Consider the following 23317-nt stretch of genomic DNA (forward strand, 5'->3'; position numbering starts at 1 on the left):
TTGTAACTGGTCGTGTTGAGCAAGGTATCATCAAAGTTGGTGACGAAGTTGCTATCGTTGGTATCGTAGACACTATTACAACTACTTGTACTGGTGTTGAGATGTTCCGTAAGCTTCTTGACGAAGGTCGTGCTGGTGAGAACGTTGGTGTTCTTCTACGTGGTACTAAGCGTGATGAAGTTCAACGTGGTCAAGTACTTGCTAAGCCAGGTTCAATCACTCCACACACAACTTTCACTTCAGAAATCTATGTGCTTTCTAAAGATGAAGGTGGTCGTCACACTCCTTTCTTCAAAGGTTACCGTCCACAGTTCTACTTCCGTACAACTGACGTAACTGGTACTATCGAGCTACCAGAAGGCGTTGAAATGGTAATGCCTGGTGATAACATCGCTATGACTGTTACTCTAATCGCACCTATCGCGATGGACGAAGGTCTACGTTTTGCTATCCGTGAAGGTGGCCGTACAGTTGGTGCTGGTGTTGTTGCAACTATCATTGCATAAGTTACGACGACTTCGTTGAATTTAATTTGACGACAGCGCACAAAAAAGGGCATCATTTGATGCCCTTTTTCTACACTTTAATACAAAAATGCATGTTTTTTGTTCAAGTGATAGAGATAAATTTTCGTAAGATGAAGTTTTTTATTAATGTTATTAAAGGCTTACCCCTTTTTCTTCATCCATGGCCTCGCTATAGCGGGGTTATTTTCGTCTAAATAAAGACTAGTTACAGGTTGGTTGTATGAATGCGAATGCCGAAAACCAAGAAAGCGAAAGCAAAATGGATGGCCTGAAATGGGTCGTAGTTTTTGCTTTGCTAGCTGCTGCTGTGGTTGGTAATTACCTGTACAGTGATGTTTCTGTTGTGCTGCGTACATCTGCAGTAATTGCTTTAGTGGCAGTTGCTGGGATCACTGCTGCATTTACAGCAAAAGGTAAAGCCGCGATTCGTTTTGCAAGTGAGTCGCGCATGGAAGTCCGCAAGGTGGTATGGCCTACTCGTCAGGAAGCTACGCAGACAACCTTTATCGTTCTAGCAGTCACTGTAGTGATGGCGTTAGCCCTTTGGGGTATCGACGGCATTATGGTCCGTTTAGTACGCCTATTTACCGGCGTGTGAGGTAAGAATTCATGAGCGAAGCTCCAAAAAAACGATGGTATGTAGTACAGGCTTTTTCAGGTTTTGAAGGCCGAGTTGCACAGTCACTACGCGAACATATCAAAATGCACGGTATGGAAGAGCACTTTGATGAAGTTCTTGTTCCTACAGAAGAGGTAGTTGAAGTTCGTGCAGGTCAGCGCCGTAAGAGTGAGCGTAAGTTCTTCCCAGGTTACGTACTGGTACAAATGGTGATGAACGACGAAACATGGCACTTAGTACGCAGTATTCCACGTGTTATGGGCTTCATTGGCGGAACTTCTGATCGCCCAGCTCCGATTTCTGATAAAGAAGCGGATGCGATCCTAAACCGTCTACAGCAAGCTAGTGAGTCTCCTGTTCATAAAACAGTATTTGAACCTGGTGAAGTTGTTCGTGTGACTGATGGTCCATTTGCTGATTTCAATGGTACAATTGAATCAGTAGATTACGATAAGAGCCGCGTGAAGGTTTCTGTATCGATTTTCGGTCGTGCAACGCCAGTAGAATTAGAGTTCGGTCAAATCGAAAAGAACTGATCAAATTCTGTTCAAGTTGTATTGTCAGGGGCGTGAGATTAGGCTATAATTTCGCGCCCTTTCGTTAGACGGGGAGTCTGTTTGTTTAAAAATAGACGTTTGAACCCAAATTTAGGTATATAGCAATGGCTAAAAAAGTAGAAGCTTACATCAAGCTGCAAGTTGCAGCTGGTATGGCGAACCCTAGTCCACCAGTTGGTCCAGCTCTTGGTCAACATGGTGTTAACATCATGGAATTCTGTAAAGCGTTTAACGCTAAGACTGACTCAGTAGAGAAAGGTCTTCCAACTCCAGTTGTTATCACTGTTTACAGTGACCGTTCATTCACGTTCGTAACTAAGACTCCACCTGCAGCAGTTCTTCTGCTTAAAGCAGCTGGCCTTAAGTCTGGTTCTGGTCGTCCGAACACTGAGAAAGTAGGTACTGTAACTGACGCTCAGATCCAAGAGATCGCTGAGACTAAAGCTGCAGACATGACTGGTGCTGATATTGAAGCTATGAAGCGTTCAATTGCTGGTACTGCTCGCTCAATGGGCCTAGTGGTAGAGGGTTAATAAGATGGCTAAACTGACTAAGCGCATGCGCGTTATCCGTGACAAAGTTGACTCTACTCGTGAGTACGAAATCAACGAAGCTGTTGCTCTTCTAAAAGAACTAGCTACTGCTAAATTCAATGAAAGTGTTGACGTTGCAGTTAACCTAGGCATTGATGCACGTAAATCTGACCAAAACGTACGTGGTGCAACTGTACTACCAAACGGTACTGGTCGTGATATCCGTGTTGCTGTATTTACTCAAGGCGCAAACGCTGAAGCTGCTAAAGAAGCTGGCGCTGAGCTTGTAGGTATGGAAGATCTAGCTGATCTAGTTAAGAAAGGCGAGATGAACTTCGACGTAGTTATCGCATCTCCTGATGCAATGCGCGTTGTAGGTCAACTTGGTACTATCTTAGGTCCTCGTGGTCTTATGCCAAACCCTAAAGTTGGTACTGTAACTCCTAACGTTGCTGAAGCAGTTAAAAATGCTAAAGCAGGTCAGGTTCGTTACCGTAACGACAAAAACGGTATCATTCACACTACTATCGGTAAAGTGAACTTCGATGCCGCTCAACTACAAGAGAACTTAGAAGCTCTTCTAGTTGCACTGAAGAAAGCTAAGCCTTCTTCAGCGAAAGGTACTTTCATTAAGAAAGTAAGCATCTCTACTACTATGGGTGCAGGCGTAGCATTAGATCAGAACTCTCTGAAAACTAACGTAGCGTAATAATTTGCAGAAGCGATAAGTTAGTGTATAATTTGTCGCTTCCGAATTCGTGGCTGGGGCTAATTGCTTGCAGTTAGCCTCCGTCAAAGACCGTAGGTGTTTTTCGGAACTTAATATTTACCTACGTAGACGGTGCCAGAGCATGATTGATGTATGTCTTTCTTGGATCTGCGCCGTAAGACTCTCCTGCTATTTGAGCAGTGAGTGGTGTCAAACAATCCAGGAGCAAATCCAATGGCATTAAATCTTCAAGACAAAAAAGCAATTGTTGCTGAAGTCAACGAAGCTGCCAACGGTGCACTTTCTGCTGTTGTTGCTGACTCTCGCGGTGTTACTGTGGGTGCGATGACTACTTTACGTAAGCAAGCTCGTGAAGCTGGCGTATACGTTAAAGTTGTTCGTAACACACTAGCACGCCGTGCAGTGGAAGGAACTGACTTCGAATGTCTACAAGACGTTTTTGTTGGTCCTTCTCTAATCGGTTTCTCTAATGAGCACCCAGGTGCTGCAGCGCGTCTTTTTAAAGACTTCGCTAAAGAGAACAAAGCATTCGAGATCAAAGCAGCTGCATTTGAAGGCGCTGTTGCAAACGTTGAAGTACTAGCAACTCTACCAACTTACGACGAAGCTATCGCACGCTTAATGATGTGCATGAAAGAAGCGTCTGCTGGTAAACTTGTACGTACTATCGCTGCAGTACGTGATCAGAAAGAAGAAGCTGCTGCTTAATAGCAGAGTTTTATCTGATTACTATTTAAACTTATTGTTGACTTTAAAAGAGAATTGTTATGTCTATCACTAACGAGCAAATCCTAGACGCAGTTGCAGAAATGTCTGTAATGCAAGTTGTTGAGCTAATTGAAGCTATGGAAGAAAAATTCGGTGTTACTGCTGCAGCTGCAGTTGTAGCAGGCGGCGCAGCTGCAGATGCAGCTGAAGAGCAAACTGAATTCGACGTAATCCTAACAGCTTGTGGCGCTAACAAAGTTGCTGTAATCAAAGCAGTACGTGGCGCAACTGGTCTTGGTCTTAAAGAAGCTAAAGCAGTAGTTGACGGCGCTCCAGCACCTCTAAAAGAAGGCGTTGAGAAAGCTGAAGCTGAAGCTCTTAAAGCTCAATTAGAAGAAGCTGGTGCTTCTGTTGAAATCAAGTAATAATTATTTGATTTCATAGCCTTTTATGGCTATTGGCTGGTGGCAAATTGCCACCGGCCTTTTTGCGCTGTAGGGCAGTGGTAATTTTCACCTTGTTTTGTATCCACTGTCTAGCAAAAAAACGACCCTGATTTCATTGGGTTGTTCCTACACATAAACAACGTTTAGTCACTACCCCCCGTGTGTATTGGGGTAGTTTGGATCACTTATCAGCGATCTGAGGAACCTATGGTTTACTCTTATACCGAGAAAAAGCGTATCCGTAAGGATTTTGGTAAGCGTCCGCAAGTGTTGGATGCTCCATACTTGCTGTCGATCCAGCTTGATTCTTTCCAAAAATTTATCGAGCAGGATCCAGAAGGGCATTACGGTCTAGAAGCTGCCTTTCGCTCTGTTTTTCCAATCCAGAGCTACAATGGCAATTCCGAGCTGCAATACGTTAGCTATCGTCTCGGTGAGCCGGTCTTCGATGTTAAAGAATGTCAGATTCGTGGCGTAACTTATTCTGCTCCACTGCGTGTGAAGCTACGTCTTGTCATGTACGATAAAGACGCGCCGGCTGGCACTGTAAAAGACATTAAAGAACAAGAAGTTTACATGGGCGAAATTCCGCTCATGACAGATAACGGTACATTCGTTATTAACGGTACCGAGAGGGTTATCGTATCCCAGCTACACCGTAGCCCGGGTGTCTTCTTCGACAGCGATAAGGGTAAGACCCACTCCTCAGGTAAAGTGTTATATAACGCTCGCGTAATCCCTTACCGTGGTTCATGGTTGGATTTCGAGTTCGATCCTAAGGACAGTGTATTCGTACGTATCGACCGTCGTCGTAAATTACCTGCGTCTATCATCCTTCGTGCACTTAACTACACAACAGAACAGATCCTTGACATGTTCTTCGAAAAAATTCATTTCGAAGTTCAAGGTAAATCTCTTGTTATGGAGTTGGTACCGGATCGTCTACGTGGCGAAACTGCAAGCTTTGATATTGAAGCGAACGGTACAGTTTACGTAGAGCAAGGTCGTCGTATCACTGCTCGTCATATTCGCCAATTAGGCAAAGATGGCATTGATCACATCGAAGTACCAGTTGAGTACATCGTTGGTAAGATCGCATCACGCGATTACATCAACGAAGAAACCGGTGAACTGATTGTAGCGGCTAACCAGGAATTAAGCCTGGAAGCATTAGCACTTCTATCTCAGGCGGGTCACAAGTCTATTGAAGTTCTGTTTACGAACGATTTAGACCACGGTCCTTACATGTCAGATACCCTACGTATCGACAACACAACTGACCGTTTAAGTGCATTGGTAGAAATCTACCGTATGATGCGCCCTGGCGAGCCACCAACACGTGAAGCAGCTGAGCAACTTTTTGAAAGCTTGTTCTTCTCAGAAGATCGTTACGATCTATCTGCTGTTGGTCGTATGAAGTTCAACAGTTCTCTACTTCGTGAAGAGACTACAGGCCCTGGTATCTTAGACCACGCAGACATCATTGATGTTATGCGTAAACTGATCGATATCCGTAACGGTAAAGGTGAAGTTGATGATATCGACCACCTTGGTAACCGTCGTATTCGTTCTGTTGGCGAAATGGCTGAAAACCAATTCCGCGTTGGTCTAGTACGTGTTGAGCGTGCTGTTAAAGAGCGTCTAAGCTTAGGCGATCTTGATGCAATCATGCCTCAAGACCTAATTAACGCTAAACCTATTTCTGCGGCAGTGAAAGAGTTCTTCGGCTCTTCTCAGTTGTCACAGTTTATGGACCAAAACAACCCACTGTCAGAAGTTACTCACAAACGTCGTATCTCGGCGCTTGGTCCAGGTGGTCTGACTCGTGAGCGTGCTGGCTTTGAGGTTCGAGACGTACACGCGACGCACTACGGTCGTCTATGTCCTATCGAAACGCCTGAAGGTCCAAACATCGGTCTAATCAACTCGCTATCTGTTTTTGCGCGTTGTAACCCTTACGGTTTCTTGGAAACACCTTACCGTAAAGTGGTAGACGGAAAAGTTACAGACGATATCGAATACCTATCAGCAATCGAAGAAGGTCTATACGTTATTGCACAGGCTAACGCCGCGCTTAACGAAGACGGTTCATTTGCTGACGAATTGATCACTGCTCGTCAGAAAGGTGATTCAGGTCTGCACCCACGTGACCATGTTCAATACATGGACGTTGCAACCAACCAGGTTGTATCTGTGGCGGCATCTCTGATCCCGTTCCTAGAACACGATGATGCTAACCGTGCCCTAATGGGTGCGAACATGCAACGTCAGGCAGTTCCAACTATCCGTGCTGATAAGCCGCTAGTAGGTACTGGTATTGAGCGTCAAATCGGTGTTGATTCTGGTGTTACAGCTGTAGCTAAACGTGGTGGTACAGTTCAGTCTGTAGATGCATCTCGTATCGTTATCAAAGTTAACGATGACGAGTTGATCCCTGGTGAAGCAGGTATCGATATCTACAACCTAACTAAGTACACGCGTTCTAACCAGAACACATGTATTAACCAGCGTCCAACCGTGCTACCTGGCGAGCCAGTATCACGCGGTGATGTTCTTGCTGATGGTCCTTCAACAGACCTTGGTGAGCTAGCGCTTGGTCAAAACATGCGTATCGCGTTCATGCCTTGGAACGGTTACAACTTCGAGGATTCCATCTTAGTTTCTGAGCGTGTAGTTCAGGAAGATCGTTTCACAACAATCCACATTCAAGAGCTTTCTTGTGTGGCGCGTGATACGAAGCTGGGTTCTGAAGAAATCACTGCTGATATCCCTAATGTGGGTGAAGCTGCGCTTTCTAAGTTGGACGAGTCAGGTATCGTTTACATCGGTGCTGAAGTGAAGGGTGGTGACATCCTAGTTGGTAAAGTGACGCCTAAGGGTGAAACACAACTAACACCAGAAGAGAAGCTTCTACGAGCTATCTTCGGTGAGAAAGCATCTGATGTTAAAGATTCATCTCTACGTGTTCCTGGAAGTGTTACTGGTACGATCATTGACGTACAAGTATTCACTCGTGATGGCGTTGAGAAAGACAAGCGTGCTCTTGAAATTGAAGAGATGCAGCTGAAAGAAGCGAAGAAAGATATCACAGAAGAATTCCAGATCCTTGAGGGTGGTCTTCTTGCTCGTGTTCGTACGCTTCTACTATCTGCGGGTTACGGCGAAGACAAGATTGCTTCAATGAACCGCGATGCACTATTCGCTGTTACGCTTGATGACGAAGCTTTACAAAACCAGTTGGAACAGCTTGCAGAGCAGTATGATGAACTGAAAGCTGAGTTCGATAAGAAGTTTGAAACTAAGCGTCGTAAGATCACTCAAGGTGATGACCTAGCACCTGGCGTACTTAAGATTGTTAAAGTATACCTAGCTGTACGTCGTCGCATCCAACCGGGTGATAAGATGGCGGGTCGTCACGGTAACAAGGGTGTTATCTCTAAGATTAACCCTGTTGAAGACATGCCTTACGATGAGAAAGGTCAAACGGTTGATATCGTTCTGAACCCACTGGGTGTACCGTCTCGTATGAACATCGGTCAGATCCTTGAGACTCACTTAGGTCTTGCGGCGAAAGGTATCGGTGACAAACTTAACGATATGCTTAAAGAGCAGCAGGAGTTACACAAGTTCCGTAACTTCCTACAACGCGTATACAACCTAGGTGATACTCGCCAGAAAGTTGATATCGAAGCTCTTACTGATCAGGAAGTGCGTACTCTTGTACAAAACCTTCGTAAAGGTCTACCGATTGCAACACCTGTATTTGATGGCGCACCTGAGTCATCAATTAAAGAGTTGCTAAAATTGGGTGATCTACCTGAATCAGGTCAGCTAACGTTGTTTGATGGCCGTACTGGTGATGCATTTGAGCGTCCTGTAACTGTTGGTTACATGTACATGCTTAAACTGAACCACTTGGTTGATGACAAGATGCACGCCCGTTCTACCGGTTCTTACAGCCTTGTTACTCAGCAGCCGCTGGGTGGTAAAGCTCAGTTCGGTGGTCAGCGTTTTGGTGAGATGGAAGTATGGGCGCTTGAAGCATACGGCGCAGCATATACCCTTCAAGAAATGCTAACCGTTAAGTCAGATGACGTTAACGGCCGTACGAAGATGTATAAAAACATCGTTGACGGTGATCATCGTATGGAACCAGGTATGCCGGAATCATTCAACGTATTGTTGAAAGAAATCCGCTCGTTGGGTATTAACATCGAGCTGGAAGACGAATAAGACTGGGTTAGTCACCTATACTTATTAGTTACTCCGGTATAAATATGAAGGCGCCAGTAGACTGGCGCCTTTATGGGTCAACTCCTCACAGGAGCCGAATGTGAAAGACTTACTTAAGTTTCTGAAAGCACAACATAAGACCGAAGAATTTGATGCAATCAAAATCGGTCTAGCTTCACCTGACATGATCCGTTCATGGTCTTTTGGTGAAGTTAAAAAGCCAGAAACAATCAACTATCGTACCTTCAAGCCTGAGCGTGACGGTCTTTTCTGTGCACGTATCTTTGGCCCAGTAAAAGACTACGAGTGTCTTTGTGGCAAGTACAAGCGCCTGAAGCACCGTGGTGTGATCTGTGAAAAATGTGGTGTTGAAGTTACTCAGACTAAAGTACGCCGTGAGCGTATGGGTCACATTGAGCTTGCTTCACCTGTTGCCCACATCTGGTTCTTAAAGTCACTGCCATCTCGTATCGGTTTGTTAATGGACATGCCTCTACGTGATATCGAGCGTGTACTTTACTTTGAATCATACGTAGTTATTGAACCTGGTATGACCAACCTTGAGCGTAGCCAGCTGCTTTCTGAAGAGCAGTACTTGGATGCACTTGAAGAGTGGGGCGACGAGTTCGACGCTAAGATGGGCGCAGAAGCGGTTAAAGCACTTTTAGGCAACATGGACCTAAATGCTGAAATCGAAAATATGCGTGAAGAGTTAGAAGAAACTAACTCTGAAACTAAGCGTAAGAAGCTAACTAAGCGTCTTAAGCTAGTTGAAGCTTTCCTACAGTCAGGTAACAACCCAGAGTGGATGATCCTGTCTGTACTGCCAGTTCTACCGCCGGATCTACGTCCGTTGGTACCACTAGACGGCGGCCGTTTCGCGACTTCAGATCTGAATGATCTATACCGTCGTGTTATTAACCGTAACAACCGTCTGAAGCGTCTTTTAGACCTGGCTGCTCCTGATATCATCGTACGTAACGAAAAGCGTATGCTTCAGGAATCTGTTGATGCATTGCTAGATAACGGTCGTCGTGGCCGCGCTATCACTGGCTCTAACAAGCGTCCTCTGAAATCTCTTGCTGATATGATCAAGGGTAAACAAGGTCGTTTCCGTCAGAACCTTCTTGGTAAGCGTGTAGACTACTCAGGTCGTTCTGTTATCACAGTAGGTCCATACCTACGTCTGCATCAGTGTGGTCTTCCTAAGAAGATGGCACTAGAGCTATTTAAGCCATTCATCTACGGTAAGTTAGAGACTCGTGGTCTTGCTACGACAATCAAAGCTGCTAAGAAGATGGTTGAGCGCGAAGAAGCAGTCGTTTGGGATATCCTAGACGAAGTTATTCGTGAACACCCAGTAATGCTTAACCGTGCACCAACACTGCACCGTCTAGGTATTCAGGCGTTTGAACCAATCCTAATCGAAGGTAAAGCGATTCAGCTTCACCCACTTGTGTGTGCGGCATACAACGCCGACTTCGATGGTGACCAGATGGCGGTTCACTTGCCGTTGACGCTAGAAGCACAGCTAGAAGCACGTGCTCTAATGATGTCAACAAACAACATTCTTTCACCAGCATCTGGTGATCCGATCATCGTACCTTCTCAGGACGTTGTATTGGGTCTTTACTACATGACGCGTGAGAAAATCAACGCGAAAGGTGAAGGCATGTACCTTGCTGGACCAGCTGAAGCTGAGAAAGCATACCGTACTAAGATGGCTGAGCTTCATGCTCGCGTTAAAGTACGTATTACAGAATATGTGAAAGACGAGCAGGGTAACTTTGTTGAGAATTCTCAACTTGTTGATACTACTGTTGGTCGTGCAATGCTATGGCCTATCGTACCGAAAGGTCTGTCATTTAGCCTTGTAAATACTGAAGCACTAGGTAAGAAGCAAATTTCTAAGCTTCTTAACACCTGTTATCGTAAGCTGGGCATGAAAGATACTGTTATCTTTGCTGACCAGATTATGTACACAGGTTTTGCTTACGCTGCACTTTCTGGTGTATCTGTTGGTATCGACGATATGGTTGTACCTGCGGCTAAATACACTAAGATCGCTGAAGCTGAAGCTGAAGTTGCTGAAATCCAAGAGCAGTTCCAATCAGGTCTTGTAACTGCTGGTGAACGTTACAACAAAGTTATCGATATCTGGGCTACAGCGAACGAACAAGTTGCTAAAGCTATGATGGATAACCTGTCTTTCGATACTGTTATTAACCGTGACGGTGAAGAAGAGCAGCAAAAATCGTTCAACAGCGTATACATGATGGCCGACTCTGGTGCTCGTGGTTCTGCTGCACAGATTCGTCAGTTGGCGGGTATGCGTGGTCTGATGGCTAAGCCAGATGGCTCAATCATCGAAACGCCGATCACTGCGAACTTCCGTGAAGGTCTAAACGTACTCCAGTACTTTATCTCTACTCACGGTGCTCGTAAGGGTCTTGCGGATACCGCACTTAAGACAGCAAACTCAGGTTACCTAACGCGTCGTCTAGTAGACGTAGCGCAAGACGTAGTGATCACAGCAGATGACTGTGGTACTTACGCTGGTATCACCATGATGCCTCTAATCGAGGGTGGTGATGTTAAAGAACAACTTGGTGATCGTGTTCTTGGTCGTGTTGTTGCTGAAGACGTTCTAAAACCGGGTACAGAAGAAGTTCTAGCACCACGTAATACGCTTCTTGATGAGAAGTGGTGTGAGATCCTAGAAGCAAACTCTGTAGACCAAGTTAAAGTACGTTCAGTTGTAACGTGTGAAAATGACTTCGGTTGTTGTAAGTTCTGTTACGGTCGTGACCTTGCTCGTGGTCACTTGGTTAACTCTGGTGAGGCAGTGGGTGTTGTTGCTGCTCAGTCAATCGGTGAACCGGGTACACAGCTTACGATGCGTACGTTCCACATCGGTGGTGCGGCATCAGCAGCAGCAGCAGACAATAGCGTTGTAGTGAAAACTACAGGTTCTATGAAGCTGCACAATGCTAAGTTCGTAACGAACAATGCTGGCAAGCTTGTAATTACTTCTCGTGCATCTGAACTAAGCATCATTGATGAGTTCGGCCGTACGAAAGAGAACTACAAACTGTCTTACGGTACTATTTTAAGCAAAGGTGACGGTGCAGACGTTGTTGCTGGTGAAACAGTAGCAAACTGGGAAGCGCACACCATGCCAATCATCACTGAAGTGGCTGGTCGTATCCAGTTCGTTGACATGATCGACGGCGTAACAGTTTCTCGTCAAACAGATGACCTAACAGGTCTATCTTCAAGCGAAGTAACTGATGCAGCAGCTCGTCCAGCAGCAGGTAAAGATATGCGTCCAGCTATCAAACTTGTTGATGCTGATGGTAATGATGTAATGATCCCTGGTACTGATATGCCAGCTCAATACTTCCTACCTGGTAAGGCGATTGTTCAGCTTGACGACGGCGCTATGGTTGGTATCGGTGATACGCTTGCACGTATTCCGCAAAAATCTGGCGGTAACAAGGATATCACGGGTGGTCTACCACGCGTTGCTGACTTGTTCGAAGCACGTAAGCCAAAAGAACCAGCTATCTTGGCAGAAATTACCGGTACAGTATCGTTCGGTAAAGAAACTAAAGGTAAGCGTCGCTTGATCATCACACCAAGTGAAGGTCAGCCGTACGAAGAGATGATCCTGAAGCATCGCCAGCTTAACGTTTTCGAAGGTGAAAAAGTTGAGAAGGGTGACGTAATCGCTGATGGTCCAGAAACTCCGCACGATATTCTACGTCTACGTGGTGTACACGCAGTTGCAGAATACATCGTTAACGAAGTTCAGGAAGTTTACCGTCTACAGGGCGTTAAGATTAATGATAAGCACATTGAGACTATCATTCGTCAGATGCTACGTAAGGTAACTATCACTGTTGCTGGTGATTCTGAGTTCCTAGAAGGCGAGCAAGTTGAATTCTCTCGCGTAACGATTGCTAACCGTCAGCTTGAAGCTGAAGGTAAGACTCCTGCAAGTTACTCTCGTGACTTACTAGGTATCACTAAAGCATCGCTTGCGACTGAGTCATTCATCTCAGCAGCATCGTTCCAGGAAACAACGCGCGTACTAACAGAAGCTGCTGTTTCTGGTAAGCGTGATGACCTACGTGGTCTGAAAGAGAACGTAATCGTGGGTCGTCTGATCCCAGCGGGTACAGGTTTCTCTTACCACCAACGTCGTCAATTGCAGCGTGATGTTGAGCTTGAGCCAGTAGCACCACAAGTTGATGCAGAGCAAGCCTCTCAAGACTTAGCGGCACTATTGAATGCAGGTCTTAACGACGAGAATTAATTCTCAACGTAACTGATTCTAAAAGGCATCCTTCGGGGTGCCTTTTTTATTGTTTGTAATAAATACCAGGCTAGTGGACGGGTTATGTAAGAGGGAAAAAGAAGGTGTTGGATAGTGTGTAATGAAGTGGCAGCCTATGTTACTGCCACATATTATAATGGCTAGGCTATGCGCCAGGAGGGCAAGATAGACTGTCGCTGATCAGCTCAATCAGTTTGTCTTCAAGGGCAAAGCGAAGTTCCATTAGCTCACCCACTTGAGATAAATCTTCATCAAATTTTTCAAGTAAATCGTCTTTTTTGACTTCACTGTATTTATCATTGAAGTTCAATAATGGATCTGTCGTTAAAGTGATTTTTGCGTAAAGAGTGGAAATTTCTTCGGTAGGTGAATAACCTGTTTGATGCCAGCGCTCCATTACGTTATCGTAAATTTTGAAGTGACCCGCTGAAATATAATCAACCAGAGCTTCACTGAATAACGATAATTGAGAGGCGGTAGGAAGTTGGCGGTTAGCCTCTTCTTTCGGGGCTAAGCCTGCTAGTTTACAAAAATCGATAAGCAGTTGTTGACGCATCATCAGCCATTGGTCAATGACGTCATTATGACCGCCCCATTCTTTTTTGACTTGTTCGAATTTACTAAGCATGAGCACGTCCTCATGGTCATGTCGATATCGTTAAATCGATAGTCGATGATCTTTCTCTTTTAAAGAGAGCTAGTTGTTCGGATAACTACTTGGTTTAAACTTTAGATTGCCAGTAAATTTACGCAGCCGCAAGGATGAAAGTAATAAAAATGTTAAAAAATGAGAATTTGGCATATTGCTGCATTATTCAGAAGGGAAAAATATGGCTTGAAAATAAGACGTTACCGCTGCGAAATATGGCTGATATTACGCTATCGACGATATCTAGCCGTGTTATTGGCCGCTTTAATGGTTATCTTGTTTATTGGCTAGAGGCTGATGATAATAACGATCCTGCTAATTTTTATGGTTTGCGGGAATTACTTCATATTGAGCCGGCCCTTTTTGATCTTGCAGGACGCGCGATTCAATTATCTTATATGCTTACTCAGCAGCGTTATTGTGGTCGCTGTGGCTATGAAGCACAATTACATGATGATCAATTGGCAATGCAGTGCCAAACTTGTAAGGCAATGGATTATCCACGTGTTTCGCCTTGTATTATTGTCGCGGTACGTAAAGATGAGAAAATTTTGCTCGCGCAGCATCCCCGACATAAAACAGGTATGTATACCGTGATTGCGGGTTTTGTTGAAACCGGTGAAACACTAGAGCAATGTGTTGCACGTGAAGTATTGGAAGAAACAGGCATTACTGTTGCGAATATTCAATACTTTGCTAGTCAGCCGTGGGCATTTCCCTCTAATCTGATGATGGGATTTACTGCTGATTACGCCAGTGGTGATATTAAGCCTGATTATGAAGAGTTAACCGACGCAATCTGGGCTGATGCGGAGCATTTACCTCAGTTACCGCCACAAGGGACAATCGCACGTCGATTAATAGACCATACGTTGTCTTTTTCAAGCTCGCCCTGTAATGATTAACAATCAGGTTTAACGCGTTATCGTATCGTTATTTCCTATTGATAGAATAAGATATGCTCTATTTTGTTCTGAGTAATGAATGATACAATAAATGCAGAATTTACCCATGGAGTCTCAAATGAGCGAATTAAAGAATGACCGCTACCTACGTGCGTTGTTAAAACAGCCTGTTGATTACACGCCGGTGTGGATGATGCGCCAAGCGGGTCGTTATCTCCCAGAATACCGTGAAACACGTAGCGTTGCAGGTGACTTTATGTCGCTATGTAAGAACGCTGAGCTAGCAAGTGAAGTCACATTGCAGCCACTTAAGCGTTTTCCGCTTGATGCTGCTATCTTGTTCTCAGATATCTTGACGATTCCTGATGCAATGGGTCTTGGCTTATACTTCGAAGCAGGCGAAGGACCTAAATTCCAACGTCCTATTACTTGTAAAGCTGACGTAGATAAAATTGGTTTACCCGATCCTGAAGGTGAGCTGCAATACGTAATGAATGCCGTTCGTCAAATTCGTCATGATCTGCAAGGTGAAGTACCATTGATTGGCTTCTCTGGTAGCCCATGGACATTGGCGACTTACATGGTTGAAGGTGGTAGCTCTAAAGCTTTCACTAAGATCAAGAAGATGATGTATGCAGAGCCACAAACACTACACCTATTGCTAGATAAGTTAGCGGATAGTGTTACTGAATACCTAAATGCACAGATCAAAGCCGGTGCACAGGCTGTGATGGTATTTGATACTTGGGGTGGTGTGTTAACCCCACGTGATTACAACGAATTCTCGCTGCGTTACATGCATAAGATTGTAGATGGCTTAATTCGTGAAAATGAAGGTCGTCGTGTACCTGTTACGCTGTTTACTAAAAATGGTGGCATGTGGCTTGAGCAAATCGCAGCGACGGGCTGTGATGGCGTAGGCTTAGATTGGACCATTGATATCGCAGAAGCGAAACGTCGCATCGGTGATAAGGTTGCACTACAAGGTAATATGGATCCATCCATGCTTTATGCGCAACCTGAACGTATTCGTCAAGAAGTAGCAACGATTCTTGAAGGTTTTGGCGATGGTGGTACAGGCCATGTCTTTAACTTAGGTCATGGTATTCACTTGGATGTTCCGCCTGAAAATGCTGGTGTGTTTGTTGAAGCCGTGCATGAATTATCGAAGCCTTACCATAAGTAATTTGCCAAATTGATATGATAAAAAACCCACGCAATAGCGTGGGTTTTTTTATCTCTAAACTTGGTCTTTGATTGCTAAATGCTGGTGGACGTATTGGCGAATATAAGGAACGACATCTGATTCAAACCATGGGTTCTTTTTAAGCCAAATGGCATTACGAGGCGATGGGTGAGGCAATGGAATGTAGCGTGGTGCCCATTGTTGCCATTGCCTTACGGTTTCTGTGAGTGTTTTCGGCTTATCTTGTAAATAATAGTTTTGTGCGTATTGTCCGATCAGTAATGTCATACCGATATTAGGCATCAGATCAAGCACTGGCTGATGCCATTTTGGCGCACACTCTGGGCGAGGCGGTAAATCACCAGTTTTCCCTTTTCCGGGATAACATAAACCCATCGGCATAATGGCAATGTGTTCTGGGTTATAGAAGGTATCTTTGTCCAACCCAAGCCATTGGCGTAGACGATCACCGCTAGGATCATTGAATGGGATCCCTGTTTGATGGACTTTTAATCCGGGCGCTTGTCCAATAAGCAATAACCTAGCTTTAGAGCTAAATTGAATCACAGGTTGTGGTACTAGGTGATCTTTGCAGATCTCGCAGTGGTGAATAAGATCGCGTAAGTTATCAACTTGTTTCATCTTGGTTGTACGTTCAAATATAGTTGCACTTTTAATATCCACTTTTAAAATCAATAAGATAATTTAGATCTTGCTGTTGTTTAAAGCGGAGGTAATTAGTTTTGAATATCTCTATGACTTGTTCTGGAAAACTTTCCGCCGCTATATGTGGAGTGATACTGATTTTTGGATGATGCCAAAAAGGATGATCTTGGTTAAGTGGCTCTTGCTTGAACACATCAAGGTAAGCATGGTTGAGTTGTTTATTATCAAGCGCATTAATTAAGTCTGATTCAACAACAGTATTACCTCTACCAACATTGAAAAAAAGTGCATTACGGCAGTGGGACCAGCATTGTTGGTTATAGATATCATTCGTGTGTTCTGTTGATGGCAGAATAGAAACAATCACATCTGCCTTGCTGAGTGCGTGCTGCAATTCTGTAATTGGATATGTTTGAGTAAAATCAGTAGAGGCTGATAAGCCTTGCCTGTTGACACCAATGACCGAGAAGTTCAATGCTTTTGCCGTTTTTGCGAGTATACAGCCGATGCTTCCTGTTCCTATGATTACCATGGTTTTGCCACTGACAGATTGATAAGGGATTGGCTGCCATAAAGATTGTGTTTGTTGCTGTGCGTATTGGTGGAAGTGACGATAGTAATTAAGGCACTGACCAATAACATATTCACTGATCAAAGGGCCAAAATATCCTTTAACGTTAGTGAGTAAATAATCTTGTCGTAGGTGAGGTTTAATGAGGGCATCAATGCCTGCAAATGTTGATTGTAACCATTTTAGTTTGGGTAATTGTTCGAGTTGGTTGGCGATCAAAGGAGGATCCGCTAGAATTATGCTTGCTTGCGAAGGATCATCGGTTAAGCAAAGGTCCGGTAACTGCGCCTGTGCCAATAATTGGGTATAGCGTTGTTGTTGCTTTGATATTACTGAAACTTTGATCATGCTTTTCCTTTAGCCTTATTCGTTTATCAAGTAAACTTCACTTCAAATCACTACTGTAGATTATCTCATGCTTAAAAATCCGATCCAGTTACGCTTAGAAAAATTAGAACCGTGGCAACACCTGACATTTATGGTGTCTTTGTGTGAGCGTATGTACCCAAATTATGTATTTTTCTGTGCAGAAACAGGATTTGCTGATTCTTATAAATATCGAGTGATCTTAGATAGCGTCTGGGAGATTTTGACCGTTAAAAACGCCAAAATTAACTTCGAGAATCAGCTAGAAAAATTAGAAGATATGGTGCCAAGCGAAGATGAGTTTGATATCTACGCGGTAAGCCCTGCGATTGATGCGTGTGTTGCACTTGCTGATCTTCTGCATGCGATGTTAGATCGTGATCTTATGATGGAAACAGTGATCAAACTAAGTGCTTTATCGGCAGAAACGGTTGCTAATCTTGAGTACGCACAAACAGGTATTGAGATCACTAACGATAATCAAAAAGAAAATGAAGCAGTATGTGCGGAATGGGATACCCAGTGGGCGATTTTCCGTGCATTAAAAGAAGCAGAAACACGTGATATTGAATTGATTAAAGATCTTCGTGCAGAGTTGCGTGATGAGCCTGTCAGTAATATCGGTATTGAGCTCTAACAGCTAATATCGCCATGACAGTAAAAAAAGAGCCTAAGGGCTCTTTTTTTGTATCGGGTGAAAGTGCGTTGTTCAGCATAAAAATATTTCGTTATATAAGCAAAATATCGTAGAAAAGACGGTTATTTCATCATTTGTATTGTTTGTGTTTCAGTATGTTTGGGGTTTGTGAAGTTTTTAGTTCTGGTTTTTAATTTAAAAGCCAGTGAATATCACTGCTTGGTGATTTAAATTTGCACCATTGCACTTATTTTATTTTGGCTATTGTAATTCGATCCCTTCACCGTTTATAACGTTACAGCGCCGTAGCACATTGTTTATGGCAATAATGGTTTATTCACGAGGAGGTACAATGCATACATTTATAGCAATGACATTCGCTACCTGTTTTTGTGGTCGTAATATTACTGCGCAATATGCGATGTGTGACGGTAATATCCGCCAACTCCTCATGCTCTCTCTAAAACGTATTTAGAGCTGGCTGCTTATATTTAAACATTACTGTCAGCTTGCGAAGAAGCTGATAGGTCCTTTGAAACATATTCCCATCTCGCTTCCTCCAAGCTGAAAGTCACAATCAAAGGAATACTATGTTAAGTGCACGCAATATTGCCGCATTAGGCTTTATGACATTCGCCATGTATTTAGGCGCGGGAAACTTAATCTTCCCTCCATTCTTAGGTTATCAAGCTGGTGATAACTTTCTAAGTGGCATGACAGGCTTTCTTTTAACTGGAGTGGGTTTACCTGCGATTGCGCTGGTGATTGTCGCTTGGGTTCGAGGCTCTGATAACTTAACCGCCGCATTACCGAAGCCTTTAGCAACTAGCTTTTGGGTGATGTTGTTTATTGTGATTGGTCCTGCTTTTATTATTCCTCGTACGATCACCGTGGCTTACCAATTTAGTCTTGCTCCCTTCATGGGTGATGTTGGTCTTATCCCTTTTTCTATAGCATTTTGTATCGCCGCTATTTTGTTCTCGTTATATCCCGGTAAGCTGGTGGACACATTAGGCAAATGGTTAACGCCAATACTGCTAACGATTTTAGGTGTGATGGCTGTTGTCGCTATTTTATATCCTTCAGGTTATGTCACTGAAGCGACGGGAGCTTATGTTAATGGGGCGATGGCTGAAGGTTTAACCCAAGGTTATATGACAATGGATGCGTTAGGATCGATTGGTTTTGGCTGGGTTATCTTCCGTGCTATTGAAGGTATGGGCGTTAAAGAGCCTAAAGCCATTGCAAAATACACCTTAATTGCGGCGCTTATGTATTCAAGTGCAATGGCATTAGTGTACTTGTCTCTTGCTTATATTGGCGTAACAAGCGAAGGGCTGGGATTAAACTTCACTAATGGTGGTGAGATCTTAACCGCTTTCACCAATTATCATTTTGGTGTGTTTGGTACTTTGTTATTAGGTGCGGTATTGGTATTGGCGTGCTTAACAACAGCGATTGGGGTGACAACTGCGGGTAGTGAGTTTTATAGCCGTACTTTCACACCGGTGACCTATCGTAAAAGTGTTATTGTGATTATGGTGCTATCAGGCATTATTGCTAACGTTGGCTTATCGCAATTGTTGAAAGTGACATTACCTGTGGTTGTTGCGTTACACCCTATTGCGATTTCATTACTGATTATTGCACCACTGCGTCATCAATTATCACAAAAGATGGTATTGGCAACCTTAGCCGTTGCGATGATTTTTGGCTGTATTGATGCAACGCATATTCTTGAAGCGATGCCAGCACAGATGGATAAGATACTAGAGGCTAATCTACCGTTATATCACTATTACGCAGGTTGGATTTTGCCGACGGTAATCACCTTGGTTATCGGATTAATTGCGCAGCGTTTGACAGTAAAACGCCAAGTACTGACTAAAGAATACTAATGTACTGAGTGGTTTAAAGAGATAATAAAAAAGGGACCGAAAGGTCCCTTTTTTCATGATGGAGGATTATTTTTCTTCATCATTATTTTGAATTACACCATGCTTTTTCTTCCACTTTTCCCAACGCTGGAAAGCCAGTTGCTGCATGTCAGTATTTTTATCGGCTTCATCGACAATTTCTTCACCTACCAGGCTTTCGAAAATATCTTCTAAGGTCACGAGACCTTGTACTGTGCCGTATTCGTCAACGATTAAGATAAGCTGTGAACGTTCCTGCATTAAGCGCTCAAAAGCCTTAGGTACGCTAACGTTATTCATAATAACGGGTAGTGGGCGCATTAATACACCGAGTTCTTGGCCCCCTTTACCCGCTTGGCTTTCAGCAAATAGCTCTAGGCGGTGAACGAAACCGACAATGTTGTCACTCTGCTCGCTATATACCAATGGACGAGAGAACGGACTATTTTTATGCTGAGACAAGAATTCATTAATGGTTTGCTCTGCATCAACACGGAATAGCACCGGACGTGGCGTCATAATTTTCGTTACGCTTACATCACGGAATTGCAGTAAGTTGGTTAGGATTTTTGACTCGCCTTCACCTAACTCACCTGTTTCGTGTGCTAGTAACGCCATTGCTGAAATTTCATCACGTAATTTTGGTTGCTCATGACCGCGTGATAAACGACGAGTAATTTGTTCTGATACCCACACTAGAGGGATCAAAAGTAATACCATCCAACGCAACATAGTCGCTGAGAATGGTGCAAGTTGACGCCAGTAAGTTGCACCAATGGTTTTTGGCACAATTTCAGACAGTAATAAAATACCTATGGTTAATACGCCCGAGAACACACCTAACCATTCACTACCAAATACGATAGTCGCTTGTGCACCTGCGGTTGCAGCACCGATGGTGTGAGCGATGGTGTTTAGGGTCAAGATCGAGGCAAGAGGCCGATCAATATTATCTTTGAGCGCGGTGAGTTTTGCCGCCGCAGGGTGGTTTTGTTGGCGTAATGTGGCGATATAACTTGGTGAAATACTAAGTAACACCGCTTCTAATACGGAACAAATAAACGAAACACCAATCGCAACGGAGATGTAAATCGTAAGGAGTACCATGTCAACCTATCAGTAAATTAGCGAATATCAGCTATATTAATCGGGGCTGGGCAGAATAAATACAACTATTTTTATGCGGTATTTGGTAACATTTTGTGAACTTGCGCTCAGATTGTGGTTAAAGAGTCCGCACCTGAGTCGAATAAAGCAGACAAACCTTTGCCACACGGGCTTCTTTTGAATTAGAGTTGTCTCGTCTTACGAAAAACCTTAGAAGGGAAACCTAATGAACAAGACCCAACTGATTGACCTGATCGCAGAAAAAGCGGATCTATCTAAAGCACAAGCAAAAGCAGCTTTGGAATCTACTCTTGACGGCATTACTGATGCGCTAAAAGACGGTGACCAGGTTCAACTAATTGGCTTTGGTACATTTAAAGTAAACCATCGTGCAGCTCGCACTGGCCGTAACCCACAAACTGGTGCTGAAATTCAAATTGCTGCAGCTAACGTTCCTGCGTTTGTTGCTGGTAAAGCACTAAAAGATGCATTGAAGTAATTGTGATACCGCCAGAATGAATTATTCATCTGGCGGTTTTTTTATGTCTAAAATTTCATTTCTCTTTTCTTTTCTTCTTCCTCTCATTCTCACTGGATGTGTTGCAGGAAACCTTGCTGATAACACCGCATTGCCGATCACTAAGGTGAATGTTGCTGAGCAAAAAGTAGATGGTACATATATCTATTGGTATTTATCCCGTCAGAATGCTCCAGAACGGCTAGGAGAGCGTGTGTACAGTACTAAGCAAGGTGATTATCAAAGTGATTACCAATGGCAGTCAGGTAAGCTTAAAACGCTGTTACAACAGGGTGAGCGGTTAATCGATGGACAGCAAGTTCCCTTTGAATTACAACTTCGCTTCGATAGCCAAGGCGTCGCAGTTTATCAACGCTATAAAGAAGATGGGCATATCTTACCGTTAACGACAAATGAAATAACGGAGCTCAAACAGCACAGCGAATATTTAGTCCATCGGATTGAACGACTAAAAAGATCAAAACAGTATTTTGAGCAAGGCTATAGACAGCAACAACAGCAGATCTCTTGTCAAACTCAACAGCCGATCACGATTGATGATCCTAATGTATTATCCGCATTTTCCCCATCGGGACATTGGGCGGCTATTGGCGAGCAGAAAAACGGTAGGTTAAGAATTCATAAGTTGTTATCGGGTGTGGTGAGTGAGACTTGTCTACAAGCACCGACACTGATTGATACGAAGCAATAAATGCTTGCAAAAAAAAGACAATAAAAAACGCGCTGATTAAGCGCGTTTTTTAACTTAGGGAGAATGCGTTTTATTGCTGTTGCTCACGAGCAATAGCGCGATAACCAATATCGTCACGATGGAACATGCCATCCCACGAAATTTGTTTTGCCAACGTATAAGCACGCTGTTGTGCTTCTAAGACAGTATCGCCCATCGCGGTTGCACACAGCACACGACCACCGTTAGTGACGATATCGCCTTGATTATTCGTTGTGCCGGCGTGGAAGACTTTCTCGCCAGCCACTTCTTGTTGCGGCAAGCCTGAAATCACATCACCCTTGTTGTAGCTTGCTGGATAGCCGCCAGCGGCTAAAACAACACCGATAGAAGCGCGTGGATCCCATTTCGATTCTACGGTATCTAGCTTGCCATCAATCGCTGCTAAACATAGCTCAACCAAATCAGACTGCATACGTAACATGATAGGTTGAGTTTCCGGATCACCAAAGCGACAGTTGTATTCGATCACTTTTGGGGTGCCATCGCTCATGATCATCAAGCCAGCATAAAGGAAACCTGTATAAGGTGCGCCTTCTGCGGCCATCCCTTCAACCGTTGGGTAGATCACTTCTTTCATCACGCGGTCATGGATATCTTGTGTTACAACAGGGGCTGGTGAATAAGCGCCCATGCCACCCGTGTTAGGGCCAGTATCGCCATTTCCAACACGTTTATGATCTTGGCTGGTGGCCATAGGTAGAACGTTTTTACCGTCTACCATTACGATGAAACTGGCTTCTTCACCATCTAAGAACTCTTCGATAACTACGCGGTGTCCGGCTTCACCAAATGCATTGCCAGCGAGCATATCGCGTACGGCATCTTCGGCTTCTTGCTCTGTCATTGCGACAATCACGCCTTTACCTGCTGCTAAGCCATCCGCTTTTACTACAATCGGTGCGCCTTTTTGCTTTAAGTAAGCAAGAGCGGGATCGATTTCAGTAAAGTTTTGATATTCCGCCGTTGGAATATTGTGGCGAGCAAGGAAGTCTTTAGTGAAAGCTTTAGAGCCTTCAAGTTGTGCTGCGGCTTCTGTTGGACCAAAGATGGGCAGTTTAGCTGCGCGGAACGCATCAACCACACCAATAACCAGTGGCGCTTCTGGGCCGACAATGGTTAAACCAATTTGATTATTTTGCGCAAATTCAACTAATGCTGCGATGTCTTCAACACCAATCTCAACATTTTCCAGTTTAGGTTCAAGTGCTGTTCCTGCATTACCAGGAGCAATAAATACCGTTTCTACTTGTGGGTTTTGTGCAACTTTCCAGCCTAATGCGTGTTCACGGCCGCCGTTACCAATGATCAGTACTTTCATCGTTAATCCTTATTGCTTCGCGCTAAATACTTA

General features: G+C 44.0%; 21 protein-coding genes. 16 read left to right on the forward strand and 5 right to left on the reverse strand.

The features are described from left to right. From C9J38_RS15725 to rpoC, 9 genes are all read left to right on the forward strand, one after another. On the forward strand, positions 1-506 hold a 506-nt coding region (locus C9J38_RS15725), incomplete at its 5' end, for an EF-Tu/IF-2/RF-3 family GTPase (RefSeq protein WP_255418665.1). A gap of 241 nt (positions 507-747) precedes the next feature. Then, complete coding sequence (secE, locus tag C9J38_RS15730) at positions 748-1125, forward strand: preprotein translocase subunit SecE (protein WP_107207944.1); 378 nt, start codon at positions 748-750, stop codon at positions 1123-1125. Between the two features lie 11 nt (positions 1126-1136). Further along, positions 1137-1682, forward strand: coding sequence for a transcription termination/antitermination protein NusG (gene nusG / locus C9J38_RS15735; RefSeq protein WP_045084741.1), 546 nt, complete (start codon positions 1137-1139; stop codon positions 1680-1682). Between the two features lie 125 nt (positions 1683-1807). Continuing rightward, positions 1808-2236: a 50S ribosomal protein L11 gene (rplK, locus tag C9J38_RS15740; RefSeq protein ID WP_005372708.1), complete on the forward strand. Its 429-nt coding sequence runs from the start codon at positions 1808-1810 to the stop codon at positions 2234-2236. A gap of 4 nt (positions 2237-2240) precedes the next feature. Then, positions 2241-2945, forward strand: a complete 705-nt coding sequence (gene rplA / locus C9J38_RS15745) for a 50S ribosomal protein L1 (RefSeq protein ID WP_107207946.1) — start codon at positions 2241-2243, stop codon at positions 2943-2945. A 234-nt stretch (positions 2946-3179) separates the two neighbouring features. Continuing rightward, positions 3180-3674, forward strand: coding sequence for a 50S ribosomal protein L10 (rplJ, locus tag C9J38_RS15750; protein WP_107207948.1), 495 nt, complete (start codon positions 3180-3182; stop codon positions 3672-3674). Positions 3675-3733: 59 nt separating this feature from the next. After that, complete coding sequence (gene rplL / locus C9J38_RS15755; RefSeq protein WP_105061414.1) at positions 3734-4099, forward strand: 50S ribosomal protein L7/L12; 366 nt, start codon at positions 3734-3736, stop codon at positions 4097-4099. Between the two features lie 228 nt (positions 4100-4327). Further along, a complete protein-coding gene (rpoB, locus tag C9J38_RS15760; protein WP_105061413.1) occupies positions 4328-8353 on the forward strand; it encodes a DNA-directed RNA polymerase subunit beta in 4026 nt (1341 codons plus the stop codon). A 100-nt stretch (positions 8354-8453) separates the two neighbouring features. Next, positions 8454-12671 (forward strand): DNA-directed RNA polymerase subunit beta', encoded by a 4218-nt coding sequence (gene rpoC, locus C9J38_RS15765; RefSeq protein ID WP_107207949.1) that lies wholly within the window; start codon positions 8454-8456, stop codon positions 12669-12671. Positions 12672-12837: 166 nt separating this feature from the next. Here rpoC and rsd read toward each other — a convergent pair whose 3' ends face one another. Beyond that, the gene (gene rsd, locus C9J38_RS15770; RefSeq protein ID WP_107207951.1) at positions 12838-13320 is read right to left on the reverse strand and encodes a sigma D regulator; all 483 of its coding nucleotides are present in this window, start codon (positions 13318-13320) and stop codon (positions 12838-12840) included. A gap of 149 nt (positions 13321-13469) precedes the next feature. On the opposite strand from rsd, the gene nudC reads away from it, so the two are divergent. Beyond that, complete coding sequence (nudC, locus tag C9J38_RS15775) at positions 13470-14246, forward strand: NAD(+) diphosphatase (RefSeq protein ID WP_107207953.1); 777 nt, start codon at positions 13470-13472, stop codon at positions 14244-14246. Between the two features lie 118 nt (positions 14247-14364). Next, on the forward strand, positions 14365-15432 hold the full coding sequence (hemE, locus tag C9J38_RS15780; RefSeq protein WP_005372689.1) for a uroporphyrinogen decarboxylase: 1068 nt from the start codon (positions 14365-14367) through the stop codon (positions 15430-15432). Positions 15433-15486: 54 nt separating this feature from the next. On the opposite strand, the gene C9J38_RS15785 is transcribed toward hemE, so the two are convergent. Both C9J38_RS15785 and C9J38_RS15790 read right to left on the reverse strand, forming a co-directional pair. Continuing rightward, positions 15487-16074 carry a uracil-DNA glycosylase family protein gene (locus C9J38_RS15785; RefSeq protein WP_107207997.1) on the reverse strand — a complete coding sequence of 196 codons (588 nt, stop codon included), beginning with the start codon at positions 16072-16074 and terminating at the stop codon, positions 15487-15489. 31 nt (positions 16075-16105) lie between these two features. Continuing rightward, positions 16106-17017, reverse strand: a complete 912-nt coding sequence (locus C9J38_RS15790) for a D-2-hydroxyacid dehydrogenase (RefSeq protein WP_107207954.1) — start codon at positions 17015-17017, stop codon at positions 16106-16108. Positions 17018-17084: 67 nt separating this feature from the next. On the opposite strand from C9J38_RS15790, the gene C9J38_RS15795 reads away from it, so the two are divergent. The 3 genes from C9J38_RS15795 (at position 17085) to brnQ (ending at position 19570) form a co-directional block, all read left to right on the forward strand. Continuing rightward, entirely contained in the window at positions 17085-17672 is a 588-nt protein-coding gene (locus tag C9J38_RS15795; protein WP_005372684.1) for a YjaG family protein, read from the forward strand. 352 nt (positions 17673-18024) lie between these two features. Beyond that, on the forward strand, positions 18025-18147 hold the full coding sequence (locus C9J38_RS22130; RefSeq protein WP_255418321.1) for a hypothetical protein: 123 nt from the start codon (positions 18025-18027) through the stop codon (positions 18145-18147). Positions 18148-18262: 115 nt separating this feature from the next. Beyond that, on the forward strand, positions 18263-19570 hold the full coding sequence (gene brnQ / locus C9J38_RS15800; RefSeq protein ID WP_107207956.1) for a branched-chain amino acid transport system II carrier protein: 1308 nt from the start codon (positions 18263-18265) through the stop codon (positions 19568-19570). Between the two features lie 66 nt (positions 19571-19636). Here brnQ and C9J38_RS15805 read toward each other — a convergent pair whose 3' ends face one another. Beyond that, complete coding sequence (locus tag C9J38_RS15805) at positions 19637-20695, reverse strand: CNNM domain-containing protein (protein WP_005372680.1); 1059 nt, start codon at positions 20693-20695, stop codon at positions 19637-19639. A gap of 226 nt (positions 20696-20921) precedes the next feature. Here C9J38_RS15805 and hupA point away from each other — a divergent pair, with 226 nt between their 5' ends. Both hupA and C9J38_RS15815 read left to right on the forward strand, forming a co-directional pair. Beyond that, positions 20922-21194 (forward strand): nucleoid-associated protein HU-alpha, encoded by a 273-nt coding sequence (hupA, locus tag C9J38_RS15810; protein WP_005372678.1) that lies wholly within the window; start codon positions 20922-20924, stop codon positions 21192-21194. Between the two features lie 43 nt (positions 21195-21237). Next, a complete protein-coding gene (locus C9J38_RS15815) occupies positions 21238-21924 on the forward strand; it encodes a DUF1481 domain-containing protein (RefSeq protein WP_233218515.1) in 687 nt (228 codons plus the stop codon). Positions 21925-21994: 70 nt separating this feature from the next. On the opposite strand, the gene purD is transcribed toward C9J38_RS15815, so the two are convergent. Beyond that, positions 21995-23284, reverse strand: coding sequence for a phosphoribosylamine--glycine ligase (gene purD / locus C9J38_RS15820; protein ID WP_107207958.1), 1290 nt, complete (start codon positions 23282-23284; stop codon positions 21995-21997). Positions 23285-23317: the final 33 nt, after the last annotated feature.

This window comes from Photobacterium sp. GB-210 (assembly GCF_003026075.1).
Classification (GTDB): Bacteria; Pseudomonadota; Gammaproteobacteria; order Enterobacterales; family Vibrionaceae; genus Photobacterium.